Genomic DNA, 17,794 nt, shown 5'->3' with positions numbered 1-17,794 from the left:
CACGCGTGAGATAATTGAGGCAGCCAAGCTCGCGGGTCAGGGGCGGGTCCATCCGCATGGATCCGAGCCGATCCGCGTGCTCACATTATCGAAGCTCCGGTTTGCGGACCGCAGTTTCGATGCGTGGGACGACCGTCTGGCGCGAGGGCCCCCGAGCGCTCCGTCCACTGATGTCGAGTGTGGCGCTCGTGCGAATCAGAGGACTCTTGAATGCTATTTGCTGAAGGTCAAACCCTTGTTCACCCACACCACGGTCCGGCCGTTGTCCGCGGCATCAGGACCCGGCCCCTGCGGCAGGACGCGGAATGCCGCTACGTCATGCTGGAGGTCAAGAACTCGAACCTGACGGTCGGTGTCCCGCTGGAGCGTGCCGAGCAAGTCGGCCTGCGGCCGGTCTTCGACGAGGGACAGCTGGAGGCACTGTTCGACGTGCTGCGCGCAGCCTCGCGGGAGGAGGATCCGCAGTGGTCCCGGCGCTTCAAGGACAACCAGGAACGGCTCCGCACCGGCGACATCTTCGTGATCGCCGGATTGGTCCGCGACCTCGCCCGGCGGCTGCACGCGAACGGCAGCATGTCTCACGCCGAGAAGGACATGCTGCAGTACGCCAAGAAGCCGCTCGTCACGGAAATTGCGCTGTCCAGGGGCATTGACCTGCAGGAAGCCGAAGAGATCCTCGACGCCGTGGCGACCGGTTCGGTGCCGGAGACGGAGCCCCTGGCCAGCGCCTGAACGACGACGGCGCGCAGGGCGCCGGCGGGCTTGGCGGGCGGCGCGCATGACGACGGGCTTGACGACGGCGGGCTTGACGACGGCGTGCATGACGACGGCGGCCTGGACGGGCGGCGCGCATGACGCGCCAAGCCCCGAAGGGTCAGGCGCGGACCAGTCGGGACATCGCGGCCAGATCGTGGATGGCGTGGTCGTACGCGATGGTGAGCGCGCCGCCGTCGTGCTGGAACTCGTGGTTGGCGCCGTCAAGCACGCCATACGCGCCGTAGTTTTCCTCCCACGAGCCGTTCAGTGCGAACTTGAAGGCATACCGGCCGGCGGGCAGCTCGGCGTCCAGCTTCCACAGGCCGTCGGCGGCATCGAAGCGCATCTGCACCGCGCCGTCGGCCGGATCCCAATCACGGTCGGCGCCGAGCAGCACACCGAAGTCGCCACCCACGGCGACTCGCGACGGTTGGCCGGCGGGCACGGCGGACTCCGCTGCAGGCGGCGACGGTTCCGGCAGCGGGGTTCCCGCCGCGAGGGCCTCGGCCAGTTCGGCTTCATCGGCAAAGGCGGTGACGGCACGCAGCCCGTCCTCGGTGATGGCCCACCCGCCGCGGCCCTTCGACATCCAGCCGGCTTTCACCAGCCGGGCGGTCGCCGTCGTCAGGTTTTTGAAGCCGCGGGGCACGCCGCCGCTGAGCAGCTCCTGTTCGTGCGCGGTCGGCGGTACCCGCCGCAAGGCCTCGCTGATGACCTCCCTGGCGTCCGGCCGGGCGCCGGTTGCGGCTGCCGCCGCCAGGATCTCGAGGACGGGTTTGAGACGCAGATGGGTCTTGAGCATGGCCGTGGCTCCTTCGCGGGGCTGCCGAACTGGTAACGCTTTCAGTCTGCGACCCCGGCCGTGCCGAGCACCACTATTTGGCGTTGCGTGTCGGCTCCCCTAGACCGTGATGACCACCTTGCCCCGCACCTGGCCGGTCTCCAGGCGGCGGAGTGCTTCCGGCATCTGCTCCAGCGGATAGGTGTGGTCGAGCACCGGCTTCAGCTGCCCCGAGACGATCAGCTCACTCAACCGTTCGAGGTCCGAGGCGGCCTGGCGAGCCATGAACATAACAACACGCTGCCGGTTGAACAGGGACAGGACCATTCCGCCCAGCGGCCTGAACAGGCCGCCCGTCCAGCGGTCGCCGTGCTCGCCGCCGACAATAACCGCCGTGCCGTCCGGGGCAAGGGCACGGCGCACACGCGACAGGGACGGGTTCCCTGCGATGTCCACGATCACGTCATACCGGTGTCCTGCTGCCGCAAAGTCTTCGCGGGCGTAGTCGATGACGGTCTCGGCGCCGAGGCTCCGCACCAGCTCCGCCTTGGCCGCACTGCACACGCCGGTGACCGTCGCGCCCAGGGCCGTCGCAATCTGCACGGCGTAGGTGCCGACGCCGCCGGAGGCCCCGGTGATGAGTACGCGGTGCCCGGCCTGGACGCGGCCGATGTCCCGCAGCGCCTGCAGCGCCGTCACGCCGGAGACCGGAAGGGCCGCTGCCTGCTCAAAAGTCAGTTCCGCCGGCTTGGGGACCACCAACGACTCCGCTGCCACGGCAAACTCCGCGAAGGAACCCTTGCCGAAACCGAAGACTTCGTCCCCGACCGAAAATTTCGTGACGGCACTGCCTACCGCCGCCACCGTTCCCGCGACGTCAAGCCCGGGGACCGGGTTCTTGGGGGACCTCCAGCCGGAAACTGCCCGGACCGGATACGGCAGGCCGGTGGCCATGTGCCAGGTCCCGCGGTCCAGGCCTGCGGCGCGGACCTTGATGAGGACCTGGCTTTCGCCGACCTCCGGCACCACGATATCGGCGGGGTGCAAGGCATCGGTGATTCCGTACCGGGTCTGCACTATCGCGCGCATGGTGGGTTGTGCCGGGCCGGGGGAGGTGCTGCCCTGAAGCGGCTCCGTGCTCGCGGCCGAAGGGGAGGATTCTGTTGGTTCCATGGGACTTCCTTCTCGAGGATGTAGATGACGTGGAGCCCAAGTACGTCGTACAAAGTACGAAGCTACCGTACAAAGTACGAGAATGCTATAGTCGCGGGAACAATGATCAAAAAAACGGGCAGTGCCCCCGCCCAACGTGAACCGCTCAGCAGGGAACGGGTGCTCCGCGCCGCCATGGACATCGCCGACGGCGGCGGGTTGGCGAGCTTGACCATTCGGTCGCTGGCCCAGGCCCTGGATGCCAAGCCGATGTCGCTCTACCACCACGTTCGGAACAAGGACGAGATCCTGGACGGCATTGTCGACGCCGTCTTCGAAGAGATAGAGCTGCCGGTGCCGGGCCGGGAGTGGAAGGCGGAGTTGAAGCGGCGTGCCGCCTCGGCCCGCGACGTGTTGCGCCGCCACCCGTGGGCCACAGCCTTGATGGAGTCGCGCACCACGCCGGGGCCGGCGAACCTGCGCCACCACGATGCAATCCTGGGCACCCTTCGTGCTGCCGGGTTCTCGCTGCCGCTGGCGGCACACGCCTATGCGGTGCTCGATGCCTACATTTACGGGACGGCTCTCCAGGAGGCGTCTTTGCCTTTCGACGGGCCGGACAGCTTGGCGGAAGTCGCCGGGCCGATGGTGGAGATGTTCACCCTCCAGGACTATCCACACCTGCGGGAGCTAACCGTGGAGCATGTGCTGCAGCCCGGGTACGACTTCAGCCACGAGTTCGAGTTCGGCCTCGACCTCATTATCGGCGGGCTGGCCGCGTCGCTGCACGGCCGCTCCGCGACCGGCGAAGAGTCAACGGAGCGGGCCGAAACGCCCTCGCCCTGAACCACGGGGTTGCGGGCGAAGCCGTGGTGGCTGGAACCATGGAACGCGGAACGTGAAACGCGGATTGCTTGCCGGAGGGCCGGGGAGGCCCCGCCTTTATTCCGCCGCGGCTGCCGCTTTCCTATACTGGCGGCATGGGAATGCCGGTGCTATTCGGCGTCGTGGCTTCCAGCGCATTGGTGCTGGGCGCGTTCATCGGTGTGAAGTTCGAGCTGCCGAAACGTGTGCTGGCGGTTCTGCTGTCTTTCGCGGCCGGTGCGCTGATTACGGCGCTGGCATTTGAACTGTTTGAAGACTCCTATGAGCGCGGCGGCCTCTGGCGGGCGGTGATCGGCCTGGGCGCTGGTGCTGCGGTGTTCACGGTGCTGAGCGCACTGCTGGACCGCTGGGCACAGCCATCGTCCCGATCGACGCCGGCAGCCGAGTACCAGGGCAGCGCCAAGCTGGATACCAATGCGGCCGCCACGGAGCATGCCCCGACGGCTGAGACCGTCCGGGGCACTGCCGGACTCGCGCTGCTGGCAGCGGTCACGCTCGACGGCGTGCCCGAGAACCTTGCGATGGGCGTTGCCCTGGGCGAGGGAACCGGCGGGTTGGCCCTGCTCGCTGCGATCTTCGTCTCCAACCTGCCCGAGGCGCTGGTAGGAGCAGCCTCCATGCGCAGCCAGGGCAAGTCGGCGCTCGCGGTCATCGGGCTCTGGAGCGCCTGCGGAGCCCTGCTGGTCATCGCCGTCATGATTGGCGCGGGGCCGTTGTCCGGGGCCGATCCGGAATCCATCTCCCTGCCGCTGGCCTTCGCGGCCGGGGCGGTGATTGCCTCGTTGGCCGACACCCTTATGCCCGAGGCCTACGAACACGGTGGCCCGGCGGTCGCCCTGAGCACGGCGGCCGGGTTCGTCTTGTCCTACGCGTTGTCGCTGGCCTGAGCCGGAGCGGCGGGACACCCCGTCCTGTAGGGTGCCCCGCCATCGCTCCGGTGGCGCGGTTGCCGCGCTGGCGTGCGGTCGGTGCGCCGATATGCGGCCACCGTGCCCGGCATGCGGTCGCTGCGCTAGGCCGCCGCGGCCATGCTGTCCGCCGCGACATGCAGCCCGTCGTCGCCGGCGGCCACGCGGATCCGCCCGCCTTCGGCAACGGCCTCGGCCACCAGCAGGTCCGCGATCCGGTCATTCAGCTCGCGCTGGATCACGCGGCGCAGGGGCCGGGCGCCGTATTCGGGCTCGTAGCCGGCCTCGGCGATCCAGGCCACGGCGTCCTCGCCCACCTCCAGCGCGATGCCTTGGGCCGCCAGCCGGGCTTCGGTCTTGCGCAACTGCAGCCGCACGATGGAACGCAGCTGTTCCTGCTCCAGCTTGCGGAACAGCACGATCTCGTCGATCCGGTTCAGGAACTCCGGCCGCATGGTCTCGCGCAGCCGGCCCATCACCCGGGCGCGCAGATCCTGCTCGCTTCCGAAGCCGTCCACCCCGTTGTTGGCGGTGAAACCCAGCGCTCCGCCCTTGCTGGCCAGGAACTCCGAGCCGAGGTTGGAGGTCATGATCACCACGGTGTTGCGGAAATCCACGGTGCGGCCCTGCCCGTCGGTGAGGCGTCCGTCGTCGAGGACCTGCAGCAGGAGGTTGAACACGTCCGGGTGGGCCTTCTCCACCTCGTCCAGCAGCACCACCGAGTACGGGCGCCGGCGGACCCGCTCGGTCAGCTGGCCGGCCTCGTCGTAGCCAACGTAGCCCGGAGGGGCGCCGACCAGCCGTGAGACGGTGTGGCGCTCGCCGTATTCGCTCATGTCGAAGCGGACCATGGCGTCCTCGTCGCCGAACAGCGACTCCGCCAGTGCCTTGGCCAGCTCGGTTTTGCCCACGCCCGTGGGGCCCAGGAACAGGAAGCTGCCCACGGGCCGGCCCTCATCCCCCATGCCGGTGCGGTTGCGCCGCACGGACCTGGCGATGGCGGTCACCGCATCGTCCTGGCCGATCACCCGGGCGTGCAGGTCTTCCTCCAGCCGGGCCAGCCGCTGCCGGTCGCCCTGGGTCAGCCGGGCGGCCGGAATGCCGGTGGCGCGGGAGATGATCTCGGCGATCTCGGCCTCGCCCACCACATCGGAAGGCGCGACGCCGGGGCGGGCCCCGCCGTCGTGATCTTCCGTGGCACCGGGGGCCGGCTGCTGGGCAGAGGCGGCGTCCAGCCGGGCCTTCAGCTCTTCGATCTCGTCACGCAGCTTCGAGGCGTCCTCGTAGCGCTCCTCGGCGACGGCGGCGTTCTTGGCCGACTCCAGCTCGGCCAGCCGGCCGCGCAAGGCCTCCACGTCAACGCGCGGGCCGCGTCGCAGGCTCAGCCGTGCGCCGGCCTGGTCGATCAGGTCGATCGCCTTGTCCGGCAGGAACCGGTCGGTGAGGTAGCGGGAGGACATCTCGACGGCGGCGCGGATTGCTGCGTCGGTGTATGCCACCTGGTGGTGTTCTTCGTAGCGGTCCTTGAGGCCGGACAGGATCCTGACGGCGTCCTCGATCGAGGGCTCGCCGACCATGACGGGCTGGAAGCGTCGCTCCAGGGCAGGGTCCTTCTCCACCTTGCGGTACTCGCCCAGGGTGGTGGCGCCGAGCAGGTGCAGTTCGCCGCGGGCCAGCCGGGGCTTGAGGATGTTGCCGGCGTCCATGCCGCCCTCGCCGCCTCCGCCGGCGCCGATCACGGTATGCAGTTCGTCGATGAACACGATCAGCTCGCTGCTGGCGGCGCTGATCTCGTCCAGGGTCTTGGTCAGGCGTTCCTCGAAGTCGCCGCGGTAGCGGGTGCCGGCCAGCATGCCCGGCAGATCCAGCGACACCACGCGCTTGCCGCGCAGCTGTTCCGGGACGTCGCCGGCCACGATGGCCTGCGCCAGCCCCTCGGCGATGGCGGTCTTGCCCACGCCGGCCTCGCCGATCAGCACCGGGTTGTTCTTGGTCCGGCGCGCGAGGATTTCGATGGTCTGGGCGATTTCGTCCGCGCGGCCGATCACCGGGTCCAGCCGGTTCTCCCGGGCCTGGGCGGTCAGGTCGGTGCCGAACTGGTCAAGCATGGGGGTTTCCGCCTGGGTGCCGGCGCTGTGTTGCGGGCCGGTTGCAGGGGTGGGGCCGTCGGGCTGCGCAGCTTTCTCCGCCGCCTGCTGCAGTGCCTGCGGGGTGACGCCTGCGCCGGCCAGGATCTGGCCGGCGGGGGTCTCCTGGTTCAGCACGAAGGCGGCGAAGAGGTGCTCCGGGTCGATGTAGGTGGAGCCGAACGCGCGGGCCACCTGGTGCGCGTCCAGCAGGGCACGCTGCGCCGACGGCGTGAGCGACGGCGTTTCCCGGGTCGGGCCGGTCTTTTCCGGCAGGCCCTGCTCCGCGGAACGCGCGATGGCCTGCGGGTCCGCGCCGGTCAGCTTGATCTGGCTGGCGGCCGGCTCCTGGCCGACCATAACGTGCAGGATGTGCAGTGCGTCCACCTCGATGTGGCCGAGGCCTGCGGCAAACCGGGCTGCCTGCGCGAGCACCTCATGGGTGCGGCGGCTGAGCAGCCGGGTGAGGTCGACCGTGCGGGATTGGGCCGCCCGCTGGCCCTGCAGGTAGCGGGCCAGGAACTCGTCGAATGAACCGTGGCCGGAAGCTGGTCCGAAGAACAGTGGCATGGATAATCCTCCTGTGGGACGTGAGTGCCTTCGACTCATGTTAACGCCTCCAGGGCAGGATTATTCCAGAAGTTTCCCAAACTTGAGTGCGTGTGACTCACGTGTAGCCGCGGGTGGCCCGGTGCTAGTGTGGTGTTCGAAGCTTTGTTCGAAGACGGGGGTCGGGATGTTCGGTATGGAGCAGTCGTCGGATGCGTCGGCCGGCCCGGAGATGGGCAGCGGGACACCGGAGGAGGCCCGCGGTTTCCCGTCACCGGCCAGGGACTACTTCCACGGCGGCATTGACCTGAACCGGCACCTGATCCGCGACCGCACCAGCACCTTTGTGATGCGGGTGGCCGGAAACTCGATGGCCGCGGCCGGGATCAGCGACGGCGATGAGCTGATCGTGGACCGCTCGCTGACCCCGCGCGACGGTTCGGTAGTGATCGCGGTGCTGGACGGGGAACTGGTGGTGCGGCGCCTGCATCTGAGTGTGGACGGCGTGCGGTTGCAGGCGGACGACGGCGGCGTCCCCACCGAGGTGGGTGAACTCGCCGACCTGAGCATCTGGGGCGTCGCCACCCGTTGCCTGCACCATGTCTAGCGCCCCCGCACCCGGCGAACGGATCGCGCTGGTGGACGTCAACAATTTCTACGTCTCCTGCGAGCGGGTCTTCGATCCGTCCCTCGAGGGACGCCCCGTCGTCGTGCTCTCCAACAATGACGGCTGCGTGGTGGCGCGCTCCGAGGAAGCCAAACAGCTGGGGCTGAAGACCGGGACGCCGTGGTTCCAGGTGGCGCCGCGCGCCAAGGCCTGGGGGCTGGTCGCGCGGTCCAGCAACTACGAGCTGTACGGGGACCTGAGCGCCCGGGTGATGGAAGTGCTCGGCCGGTTCGGGGCCTGGCAGGAGGTCTATTCGATCGACGAGTCGTTCCTGGGCCTGCCCGGCGACGAGGCCCAGTTGTTGGAGACAGCCGGCCGGATCCGTGCCGCAGTGGTCCGTCAGGTGGGCGTGCCGGTCAGCGTCGGTGTGGCGGAGACCAAGACGCTGGCGAAGTTCGCCAACCACGTGGCCAAACGGAATCCCCAGATGTCCGGGGTGTGCTCGCTGGGCTCGATGCCCGCTTCCGACATCGCCTGGATCCAGTCGCGCGTCCCGGTCACCGGGCTGTGGGGCGTGGGCGGGCGGACCGGGAAACGGCTGAACGCCCTCGGGATCGAGTCGATCGCAGACCTAAAGGCCGCCGACCCGCACGCAATCCGCAAGAAGTTCTCGGTGGTGCTTCAGCGAACCGTGCTGGAACTGAATGGGACGCCGTGTATCCCGCACTCGGAGGAGCGGGCCGACAAGCAGCAGATCATGTTCTCGCGCAGTTTTTCCACGCCGGTGACCACGCTCGAGGAGATGGACCAGGTGATGGCGGTCTATGCCCAACGCGGGGCGGCCCGGATGGCAGCCGAGGGACTGCGCGCCTCGGTGCTGACGGTGACGGCGGGGACCAGCAGGTTCGCCGGCGGCGAGGCATCGTTTCCCGCAGCCAGCGTCCACTTGGCGACGCCTACGCAGGACCCGATTCAGCTGACCAAGGCTGCCGTGGCTGCCATGCGCGGCTGCCTGGTTCCGGGCGCCCACTATGTCCGGGCAGGCGTACTGTTGTCGGGGCTGGAGCCCGCAGCCGGTCAACAGACCTTCGACCCCTTCATCAGCGATTTGGAACAGCGGCACATCGGCAACCTGCTGGGCGCGGTGCGTACCAAGTTCGGCGAAGCCTCGATCGGCCTCGGTCAGGGCGGGCTGGCCGCCCCCGCGGCGTGGTCAATGAAACGCGAATTTTCCTCGCCGCGCTACACCACCGAATGGAGCGACCTGCCGGTGGTCAAGGCGTAGCAATGGCTGCGCAACGGGGCACGCAGCGGTGAAACGGGGGCACGGCAGCGTTGAAACGGGGCAAGGCAGCGGCCGTTTATCTCGACGGCCGCTGCCTTGCCCGCGGTGGATCAGTCGCTCGGGCTCGTGTCGGTGGTGAGCCCGCGGTCGTCCGGCGTTTCCTGGTCCTTCTCTTCAGCCGGTCCGGGCGCGATGTTCATGCCCTCTTTGCCATCGGGCTCGGGGGCAGAATCGGCCGCCTGCTGCTCCTGAGCATCCGGCGGATCTGCCGCGGTGCCCGACTGGTCCCGCGGACCTTTGACTTGGCCGGTGTCGTTCTCGGTCATGCCAGTCCTTCCTTCTGCCGTTGATGCAGGCGGAGCCCGGCATGGGCCCCGCCTGCGGAAATCCCGGGCAGGTTAGACCCCGGGTGGGCGCAGGTCGTCCCTGTCACTGGTGGCGGGTCCGCCCGGCATGGCGCCTCCCTCTCCCGTCCAGCTCTGCCCGAGTTCGTCGTTGTGCGCCGGGTCCGAGACGGTGTCGCCCAGCGTGGTGCCAGTGGTGCCGCCGACGGTGGTCGTGGGGCCAGTGGTGCCGCCGTCGTCCTTACCCGAACCGTGGTTGCCGGGCAGCTTGGAGGTCGCCGCGGATCCTGCTTTTTTGGCCGCTTCGGTGACACGGTCGGCCACACCCGGTGCCTTTTCCTTGACCATGTCCGTGGCTTCGTGCACTTTTTCCTGGACCGCTGGATTCTGCCAGAACTCCTGGCTCTTGGCCTTCAAAGAATCGTAGGCGGACCTTCCGGATTTCGAACCCAGGACGAATCCGAGGGCGATGCCGGCGCCGAATGTGAGTTTCCCTTTCACAGCGTGCTCCTGTCTGTAGACGGTTGATGGGCGGTGCTGGGTGGACTGTTGGCGGGCGGTGCCAGGTCAGCCGGGGAACGGCGCGTTGGGCGCGTCCCCGCGGCCGTCCTTATCCTTATCGCCGTAGGCTTTCTTGACCAGGTCGTCGGCGAGTTTTTCGTCCCCGTGGACCGGGATGCTGGCCTCGTTGACTTCCTTGTCGATGCCGCCTGCGTCGGCGGGAGTCAAAGTGTCGTCATGCGCGTCGTCCGGGTGTTCCGGGCGGCGCTCCTCGTTCGGATTCATCAGGTCCTCCTTCTCGAGCGGGTCGTCCTGTGGGATCAGACCGGGCAGCTGCGCTCTTCGCGCGGCTTCCCATGGGGCCACACTACGCGCCGGTCCCCGGCTTCGCACGGGTCCAGCGGCTGCGCGGGCGCATCGCAGGGGATTCCGTGACCCCTCCGGCCCCGGCCATCCCCGCCAGCACTTCACGGATCGCCGACAACGAATCCACCTGCGGTATCCAGCCGAGTTCGTCCCTGGCCCGGCTGGTGTCCATGACCGGAGCGTAGCGGGCCATGTCCACCCAGCCGGGGTCACTGGCCAGCAGCCGGAGGGACCACGCCACGCCCACCAACTGCCGCACCAGCGGCACTGGAACGGGCAGCCAGCGCCGGGCACCGAACAGGGAGGCGACGAGTCCGGGCGTTACCACCGGCTCGGCCGCCACGTTAAAGGCGCCCCTCGCGCCCTGGTCCAGCACCCGCCAGTAGGCGTCCGCCACGTCATTGGCATGCAACGCCTGGAAGATGAACTCCTCGGGGAACGGGAACAGCGGCAGCCGCAGCCGGTTGATGAAGAACTTGGGGATCCACCGGCCCACAAAGTAGCGGCCGATCTGGCTGCCGGCCTCGGCCTGAAATATCAAACCGGGCCGCAGCCGTGCCACCTTGATTTCCGGGTGGTCGTCGGCGAACTGGTCCAACAGCGCTTCCTGCTGGCCCTTGAACCGGCTGTAGTGCGAGCTGGCGATGCCTCTGGCCGGCCAATCCTCGCGGACCCGGGAGTGCTTCGGACCCGGGCTGTACGCGCCGACCGACGAGGCGCAGACCACTTGCCCGACGCCGGCGTTGGTGGCAGCGGCGAGCACGTTCGCGGTGCCGTCCACGTTCACCCGGCGCAACTGCCATTCATCGTGGTTCGGCTGCAGCAGCCACGCGAGATGGACGACGGCGTCGCATCCCTTAAAGGCCTGCGTGAGGCTTTCCCGGGCATCACGGGAGGCGATGTCCAGGGAAACCCACGTGACGCCGTCGTACGGTTCCGTCGTGGCATCGGGCAGGCGCCGCGCAATGCCGACGATCTCCACGTCGTCCGCGCGTTCGCCACGCGCCTTCTGCAGCCGGCGCAGCACTGCTGTACCGACATTCCCGCTGGCTCCGACCACCGCGACTCGCATGGACAGACGCTACCGCGGATGCCACGCCTTGGCGAGGGCCGGTGCGGCGGCTGGCCGCCGGAATCCGGGCAGGATACGGCTGCGGTCCGGGGATCTCCGCAGGTCAGCCGCCGCTTAAACGTCCAGGTCGCGCGGTGAAGGCTAGCGCTCCACTTTGACGCGCTCGTTGGGCACGCAGTGCGTCATGGTCAGCCCGGAAACGTCCCGCGGCCCGTTCTTCCCGAGGTTGGCCATCCACTGCTGCTCCGCTTCGGAGAGATTCTGGCTGGCCAACGGCCCAAGATCCTTCACCTCGTCCAGCGAGATGCCGATGCCGCCGCCCACACCCTCGCCGAGCTCGTCCGCGATCATGTAGAGGTGCCAGAGCATGCGCTCCTGAACGGGCCTGTCGCACTGGGACAAGGCGTTGGTCAGGTTAGTGATCAGGTCCTCACGCTCCCAGCCCTCTTGCAGATAGAACCGCTGGCCGGCCTGCAGGTAGTCGTTGGTCCGCTCGATCCGTTCCCGGGTTAGCCTGCCGCTGACCTCCGGCCCAATGGCGTGGTGGTAGCCGGAATCCTTCTCCGCCTCCTGCAGCCCGCCGGTGATGGTCGGCTCGTAGTTCACGTGCGGGTTCTGGCCCGGCGCCGTGTCCACAAAGTGCGCCAGCTGGCCGTCCCGCTGGTTGGTGGCCACCGGCACCTTCGGGCTGTTGACCGGCAGCTGCAGGTAGTTCGGGCCCACCCGGTGACGCTGGGTGTCGCTGTAGGAGAACGTGCGGCCCACCAGCATCTTGTCGTCGGAGAAGTCCAGGCCGTCCACTAGCACGCCGGTGCCGAACGCGATCTGCTCGCTCTCGGCGAAGAAATTCTTGGCGGTGCGGTCCAGCACCATTCGGCCGACCGGCTGGGGAGGGAACTGTTCCTCGGGCCAGACCTTGGTATCGTCCAACGGGTCGAAGTCGAGTTCGGGATGCTCGTCGTCGGACATCATCTGCACCACGAGCTCCCACTCGGGGTAGTTGCCGGCTTCGATGGCGTCGTAGAGGTCCTTGGTGTGTGAGCCGAGGGTCTGCGCCTGCACGTTCGCGGCGTCCTCAGCGGTCAGCGACTTCACGCCCTGCTTGGGCATCCAGTGGTACTTCACCAGCACCGTCTCGCCGGCGGCGTTGACCCACTTGTACGTGTTCACGCCGAAGCCTTGCATGTGCCGGTAGTCCGCAGGGATGCCGCGGGGGCTGAAGACCAGCATGACCATGTGCATGGATTCGGGGGACTGGCTGAAGAAGTCCATCGCCCGGTTCGGCACCGACGCCTCGAAGTTCACCGGGTCCGGCTTCTGGGAGTGGATGAAGTCGGGGAACTTGAGCGCGTCGCGGATGAAGAACACGCCCAGGTTGTTGCCCACCATGTCCCAGTTGCCGTCCTCGGTATAGAACTTCACGGCAAATCCGCGCGGGTCGCGGGCCACCTCGGAGGAATCACGGCCGCCGGCCACGGTGGAAAAGCGGATGGCGAGGTCCGTGCGCTTGCCCGCTTCCTGGAACAGCTTGGCGCGGGTGAACCTGGTGATCGGCTCGTCCCCCCACTTGCCGTAGGCCTCGAAGTAGCCGAAGGCCGTGGTGCCGCGCGCATGCACCACGCGCTCGGGCACGCGCTCGCGGTCGAAGTGGCTCATCTTCTCCAGGAACTGGTAGTTCTCCAGGGTCGCCGGGCCGCGGGCGCCGATCGTTCGCGTGTTCTGGTTGTCGTAGACCTTGTGGCCCTGGCGGTTGGTCAGGGGCTGGTCCGGGGACTGGGCCGCATCGGTCATGACTGATCACTCCTAGGAAAAAGGGTGGCCGCTTGCCGTGATTCCAGCTTCCTCCTCGGCCGGGGCGAGGGCAAGAGTCCGGCGGCGGTGCGGCCGAGTTTCGCGGGGAGTGGCCGGGGGCGGTGCTTTTCGCTCCCACGTCTCGGCGGCGGCTCCTGGCGTTTCGCCTAGTCAGCGCGCTTTAGCGGTCGCCAAAGACGGGAAGTTACTCCGATACATGGGAGCGAACACGCCGGACGCGAGGTTACCCCCTACCGGTGGGCGAAGCTAAGCCCCAGGCGTTTCTCGCTCAAGTACACGCTCAGGCCAATGCCAAGGGCCGCGAACGCGCAGGTCATCCACCAGGTGGACTGCCAGCCGCCGGTAACCGTGGCCAGCCAGGCGATCATGGCGGGGCCGGTGAAGTTGCCGACGTTGAAGATCTGCTGCATCAACCCCATGGCGGCCGGCGGGGACCCGTCCGCCGGCGCCAGGTCCACGGCCATGCGGGTGAGCGTGGACGGGATCACCGAGCCCACCATGGAAAACAGCGCCACGCAGGCGAACTGAACGGCCATGCCGCCTGGCGCAACGGTCCAGTCGATGCCGAAGGTGAGCACCGTCGTCGTGCCCATCAGGATGAAGGTGGGGATGATCAGCAGCCGCGGAGGGACGCCGCGCTGCAGCAGGGGAGCGGCGCCGATGGCACCCAACGCGTTGAGCCCGCCCACCACCGCGGACAGGATGCCCGGCCAGATCCCGGTGACCCCGTTCTGCTCGTAGATGGTGGGGAGGAAGCCGACCACGGCCATCCACTGGACGGTGTAGCAGGCGAACACCACGCCGGCGATCCACGGCTTGGGCGACCGGACCGTGCGGCCGATGCGTCGGGTGGCGGCGGGCAGGCCGGAACCGTCGCGCCGCGGGTCCTGCGGCACGAACTTCAGCACCAGCGGGATCGGGATGAGCGTCAGGGCGGCCATGATCCACCACCACGTGTGCCAGCTGGTGGCCTGCAGGATGAGCGCGCTGGCCACCAACCCGGCGAAGGTCGCGAAGCCCTGGTACGCGCTCCAGAAGCCGACCGCAAGATTGACGCGGACCCCGGGGGTGTTCGCCCGGATCAGCCCTGGCGCCACCACCGTGGTCAGCAGGAAGCCCGCTCCTTCGAGTGCGCGGCAGGCCATCAGCACGGCGGCCGAGTCGGCGAAGCCCCCGATGACCGATCCGACGATGAGCAGCCAGAGGCCGGCGAGCAGGCAACGCCGCGCGCCGATCAGTTCCGCCAACAGGGAAACCGCCAGGCCGCCGACCATGCCGGCCACCTGCACCACTCCGAGCAGCACCCCGGCCTGCACCAGGGACATGCCGAGCTCGTCCCGGATCACGGGAATGGCCGACGGCAGCTTCCAGATGTGCATCGCGGCCGTGACCCCGGCCAGGACGACGACGATCCATGCCGCGTCTGCCTGCGGCCGGGTGGCGCTGGTGGTGGCCACGCTGCTCCTCTCCGGCGGGTTCGATTAGTTGCCCGTACAGACTATCCGCGGCCGGAGAAGGGTGACGCGCGGCATGTAAGACGGGCGCCGGCGTCGTAATAGTTGACTACGATATTGGGCGGAGCCGGGCGGGATCGGCGGACAATCCCGAGGGCGGCGGCACCGCGCCGCCGTGGATAGACTGGCCAAGGCGGCAAACCCGCCGGGGAACTACGGGAGGGCAACATGTTCGAACCTGGGGCGCCGATCGACGAGGTCGAGCGCGACGTCGAAGCGATCATCATGGAATTGGTGCACGAGCTGGGCGAGCGGGCCGACGCCGATCCGGAGCCGCTGGGCGCCGAGGAGCGCGCCTACATCGCGGCGTTTTCCGACGCCCAGGCCAACAACGACCGCAACCAGACGGCGTTGCTGTCGACGGCGATCCGGCAGCCGAACCTGGCCGAATCGCTGGTTTACCTCAACCAGCGGCTGGACCGGCAGGACCTCGACCCGCGCGAGCCCGTGGGCATCATCGGGATCATCGTCCGGCTGGCGATGGACGGGCTGTGGGTCTCCGACATGCTGGACAGCACGCGGTTCAGGCCGGAGGACCGGCGCCGGATCACCGACGTGCTCACCGGCATGACATACCTGACCGACGCGCGGCTCAAGGAACTGCTGGCCGAGCTGGCGCCGAAGGGACGGCCGTCCCGGAAGGACTGAAGGCGCCGACTGCGCCGACGGGCCCGCCCGCAGCTTAACGCTGGGGGCGGGCCCGTCGTCGTGAGGGGAGGGGGCGCCGCCCCGGAGTTTGACCGCTGAGGGGCGGTCCCGCCGTCGTGAGGGGTCCGGGCCGTCCGCGGGGGTTAGGCGTCGGTTGCGTCATGGCCGCGCTGGCGGGCCAAAGCCTTGACGACCCGGGTGATCAGATCGTACGGAACTGGCCTCCGCAGCGGGAACTTCAGGGTTCCCTTGGCCGCCAGATACGGCTCCATGTCGTGCTGCAGCGCCGCATCGGCTTCCGGCACGGGGTAGAGCGAGACGTGGTGTTTCCAGCCGGCGAAGTAGACCAGGTAGTGTCCCTCGAACATGATGGTCGGCATGGAATAGCTGATCTTCTCGTCAGCACCCGGGACGGCGTTGTGGATGGTTTGCCGGATTTCCTGCAGGATGATCCTGACGTCCTCGGGGAACGACGCGATGTAATCGTCGACCGTTGCAAACTGCTCCGCCATCCTGCCCCACCTGCCGCTTTCCGGGTTTGCCCTATCAGACGTCCTATCCGGCCTTGCCCTGCCGGCGCCTATCCGGCGAGTTCCGGGAAGGGCGTCAGCACGATCTTGCCGGCGGCATGGCCTTCCTGGCTGTAGCGCACCGCCTCTGCGGCCTGGTCCATGCCAAACGTGCGGTCGATGTCCACGGTGAGCTTGCCGGCGTCGGCCAGTGCGCTCAGGCGCGCGAGTTCGGCAGCGTCCGGGCGGACCCAGATGTAGTGGCCGCCGTGCTTGGCTGCGGTTGGATCGGCGATCGAGGCGTGCCGCCCGCCGTTGCGCAGCACGGCCAAGGTGTCCTCCAGGGCCCGTCCCGCGAAGTCCGCCACGGCGTCCGCGCCCTGCGGAGCGAGCCCGCGGACGCGGTGCACCAGCCCGTCGCCGTATTCGACCGGCTCGGCGCCGAACTCCCGCAGACGTTGGTGGTGTTGCTTGGAAGCGGTGGCGATGACCCGGAGGCCGCGCTCGACGGCGAGCTGGATGGCGATTCGACCGACTCCGCCGGACCCGTTGTGGATCAGGAGCGTCTCGCCGGTCGACGGGGCCAAGGCGTCCAGGGTCCGCTGTGCCACCATGCCGGTGAGCGGCAGCCCGGCGGCCTGTTCCCAGCCCAGCGATTCCGGCTTGCGCGCCACCATGGATACCGGCAGCGCCACGAACTCCGCGTACGTTCCGCCGCTCACGGTATCCCGGCGGCCGTAGGCATAGACTTCGTCGCCGGGAGTGAATTCGGGGGTATCCGGTCCCACGTCCTCGACGACACCGGCCACGTCCCAGCCGGGAATCACCGGGAAATGGACGTCCAGCATAAAGTCCAGCCCGCCGGACATCACCTTCCAGTCCACCGGGTTCACGCTGGCTGCCTTGACCCGGATGAGCACCGAACCCGGTGCCACCTTCGGCCGCCGGACCTCTGACTGCTCCAGCACCTCCGGGCCGCCGTAGCGGGAGTAGGTCATGGCCTGCATGGTCTTAACCAACGGATTCCGCCTTCCTCGTTTCGCTCCACCCTAGTGGCGGGCAGCGGCCTTGCCTATGTCGCAAGCTCCGCACGGAACGGGGCGTCGCGTTCGGCAGGGGCCCCCGCCGCCCCCAACCGTTTCACCCGTCGCGCTCGGCAGGCGGGCCCCCGCCGCCGCCAACCGTTTCACCCGCCGCGGGCAACCGCCCAGGGGCAGGAACCGGTGACGTAAGGAACCTCACAGGCCCGCAGGAAATTCCGGCGTGGAGGGGCGGTGTTCAACCCTGTAGACCCATCCCGCAACTAAGGAGTCACATGAGCGTCGAAACCGTAGACGTCAGCCTGGAGAACGAACTGTCCGTGGACCGCGAGGCCGCGAACCAGCTGTTCCTGGAAGCCCGCACCGCGAACACCTTCTCCACCGAGCCGGTCTCGGACGAGCAGCTCGCGGCCATCTATGAGCTGGCCAAGATGGGCCCGACCATGATGAACAACCAGCCGCTGCGCATCACCTGGGTCCGCTCCGCCGAGGCCCGCGAAAAGCTGGGCGCACGCATGGCGGAAGGCAACCGCGCCAAGACGCTGACGGCTCCGATGGTCGCCGTGCTCAGCTACGACGCCGACTGGCACGAGCACTTCGAGACGTTCTTCCCGCACGCTCCCGAGCGCAAGGCAATGTTCGACGACAACGCCGAAATGCGTGCCGAGGTCGCCAAGAACAACGCGTGGCTGCAGGCCGGTTACTTCATCATGGCCGTCCGCGCCGTGGGCCTGCACGCCGGCCCGATGGGCGCCTTCGACGCCGCCGGCATCGACGAGGACTTCAACGCCGGAACCTCCCACCGCACGTTCATGGTGGTCAACGTCGGCGATCCGGAGACGGTCTCCGGAGCCAAGGATGTGCTCGTGGTCCGGCTGGTCTCCCCCGATCACGAGGTGACGGTCGGAGCCGACGAGGTTGCCGTGGGCGGGAGCCTGG

General features: G+C 68.3%; 18 protein-coding genes. 7 read left to right on the top strand and 11 right to left on the bottom strand.

Annotated elements, in window-relative coordinates:
- Positions 1–210: 210 nt before the first annotated feature.
- The gene (locus tag AC5RV2_RS02900; protein WP_494091094.1) at positions 211–732 is read left to right on the top strand and encodes a CarD family transcriptional regulator; all 522 of its coding nucleotides are present in this window, start codon (positions 211–213) and stop codon (positions 730–732) included.
- Between the two features lie 142 nt (positions 733–874).
- Here the strand turns inward: AC5RV2_RS02900 and AC5RV2_RS02895 are convergent, their stop codons facing one another.
- Together AC5RV2_RS02895 and AC5RV2_RS02890 are read right to left on the bottom strand one after the other, a co-directional pair.
- The gene (locus AC5RV2_RS02895; protein ID WP_494091093.1) at positions 875–1,558 is read right to left on the bottom strand and encodes a pullulanase X25 domain-containing protein; all 684 of its coding nucleotides are present in this window, start codon (positions 1,556–1,558) and stop codon (positions 875–877) included.
- A 99-nt stretch (positions 1,559–1,657) separates the two neighbouring features.
- Positions 1,658–2,710, bottom strand: coding sequence for an NAD(P)-dependent alcohol dehydrogenase (locus AC5RV2_RS02890; protein WP_494091092.1), 1,053 nt, complete (start codon positions 2,708–2,710; stop codon positions 1,658–1,660).
- Between the two features lie 102 nt (positions 2,711–2,812).
- On the opposite strand from AC5RV2_RS02890, the gene AC5RV2_RS02885 reads away from it, so the two are divergent.
- Together AC5RV2_RS02885 and AC5RV2_RS02880 are read left to right on the top strand one after the other, a co-directional pair.
- Positions 2,813–3,535: a TetR/AcrR family transcriptional regulator C-terminal domain-containing protein gene (locus AC5RV2_RS02885; RefSeq protein WP_494091091.1), complete on the top strand. Its 723-nt coding sequence runs from the start codon at positions 2,813–2,815 to the stop codon at positions 3,533–3,535.
- A 134-nt stretch (positions 3,536–3,669) separates the two neighbouring features.
- On the top strand, positions 3,670–4,461 hold the full coding sequence (locus AC5RV2_RS02880; RefSeq protein ID WP_494091090.1) for a ZIP family metal transporter: 792 nt from the start codon (positions 3,670–3,672) through the stop codon (positions 4,459–4,461).
- 125 nt (positions 4,462–4,586) lie between these two features.
- Here AC5RV2_RS02880 and AC5RV2_RS02875 read toward each other — a convergent pair whose 3' ends face one another.
- A complete protein-coding gene (locus tag AC5RV2_RS02875) occupies positions 4,587–7,178 on the bottom strand; it encodes an ATP-dependent Clp protease ATP-binding subunit (protein WP_494091089.1) in 2,592 nt (863 codons plus the stop codon).
- 175 nt (positions 7,179–7,353) lie between these two features.
- Between AC5RV2_RS02875 and AC5RV2_RS02870 the strand changes: the two genes are divergently transcribed.
- Together AC5RV2_RS02870 and AC5RV2_RS02865 are read left to right on the top strand one after the other, a co-directional pair.
- The gene (locus AC5RV2_RS02870) at positions 7,354–7,764 is read left to right on the top strand and encodes a LexA family protein (RefSeq protein ID WP_494091088.1); all 411 of its coding nucleotides are present in this window, start codon (positions 7,354–7,356) and stop codon (positions 7,762–7,764) included.
- On the top strand, positions 7,757–9,049 hold the full coding sequence (locus AC5RV2_RS02865; protein ID WP_494091087.1) for a Y-family DNA polymerase: 1,293 nt from the start codon (positions 7,757–7,759) through the stop codon (positions 9,047–9,049). Before AC5RV2_RS02870 ends, AC5RV2_RS02865 begins: the two co-directional genes overlap by 8 nt.
- 110 nt (positions 9,050–9,159) lie before the next feature.
- Here the strand turns inward: AC5RV2_RS02865 and AC5RV2_RS02860 are convergent, their stop codons facing one another.
- The 6 genes from AC5RV2_RS02860 to AC5RV2_RS02835 all read right to left on the bottom strand — a co-directional run bounded on the left by AC5RV2_RS02860 (position 9,160) and on the right by AC5RV2_RS02835 (position 14,601).
- Positions 9,160–9,375 carry a hypothetical protein gene (locus tag AC5RV2_RS02860; protein WP_494091086.1) on the bottom strand — a complete coding sequence of 72 codons (216 nt, stop codon included), beginning with the start codon at positions 9,373–9,375 and terminating at the stop codon, positions 9,160–9,162.
- Between the two features lie 72 nt (positions 9,376–9,447).
- Positions 9,448–9,894 (bottom strand): hypothetical protein, encoded by a 447-nt coding sequence (locus tag AC5RV2_RS02855; protein WP_493977009.1) that lies wholly within the window; start codon positions 9,892–9,894, stop codon positions 9,448–9,450.
- A 66-nt stretch (positions 9,895–9,960) separates the two neighbouring features.
- The gene (locus AC5RV2_RS02850) at positions 9,961–10,179 is read right to left on the bottom strand and encodes a hypothetical protein (protein WP_494068477.1); all 219 of its coding nucleotides are present in this window, start codon (positions 10,177–10,179) and stop codon (positions 9,961–9,963) included.
- Positions 10,180–10,261: 82 nt separating this feature from the next.
- Positions 10,262–11,332, bottom strand: a complete 1,071-nt coding sequence (locus AC5RV2_RS02845) for an NAD-dependent epimerase/dehydratase family protein (RefSeq protein ID WP_494068478.1) — start codon at positions 11,330–11,332, stop codon at positions 10,262–10,264.
- A gap of 141 nt (positions 11,333–11,473) precedes the next feature.
- A complete protein-coding gene (locus tag AC5RV2_RS02840; RefSeq protein WP_494068479.1) occupies positions 11,474–13,123 on the bottom strand; it encodes a catalase in 1,650 nt (549 codons plus the stop codon).
- A gap of 251 nt (positions 13,124–13,374) precedes the next feature.
- A complete protein-coding gene (locus AC5RV2_RS02835) occupies positions 13,375–14,601 on the bottom strand; it encodes an MFS transporter (RefSeq protein WP_494091085.1) in 1,227 nt (408 codons plus the stop codon).
- A 225-nt stretch (positions 14,602–14,826) separates the two neighbouring features.
- On the opposite strand from AC5RV2_RS02835, the gene AC5RV2_RS02830 reads away from it, so the two are divergent.
- Positions 14,827–15,306: a TetR family transcriptional regulator gene (locus tag AC5RV2_RS02830; protein ID WP_494091084.1), complete on the top strand. Its 480-nt coding sequence runs from the start codon at positions 14,827–14,829 to the stop codon at positions 15,304–15,306.
- A gap of 143 nt (positions 15,307–15,449) precedes the next feature.
- Here AC5RV2_RS02830 and AC5RV2_RS02825 read toward each other — a convergent pair whose 3' ends face one another.
- Together AC5RV2_RS02825 and AC5RV2_RS02820 are read right to left on the bottom strand one after the other, a co-directional pair.
- On the bottom strand, positions 15,450–15,818 hold the full coding sequence (locus AC5RV2_RS02825; protein WP_494091083.1) for an iron chaperone: 369 nt from the start codon (positions 15,816–15,818) through the stop codon (positions 15,450–15,452).
- A gap of 68 nt (positions 15,819–15,886) precedes the next feature.
- Positions 15,887–16,822, bottom strand: coding sequence for an NADP-dependent oxidoreductase (locus tag AC5RV2_RS02820; RefSeq protein ID WP_494091111.1), 936 nt, complete (start codon positions 16,820–16,822; stop codon positions 15,887–15,889).
- A 308-nt stretch (positions 16,823–17,130) separates the two neighbouring features.
- On the opposite strand from AC5RV2_RS02820, the gene AC5RV2_RS02815 reads away from it, so the two are divergent.
- A partial coding sequence (locus AC5RV2_RS02815) for a malonic semialdehyde reductase (RefSeq protein ID WP_494091082.1) occupies positions 17,131–17,794 on the top strand: 664 nt, incomplete at its 3' end.

Source organism: Arthrobacter sp. Y3225116 (assembly GCF_059091245.1).
This window is presented reverse-complemented; position numbering and strand designations above follow the sequence as displayed.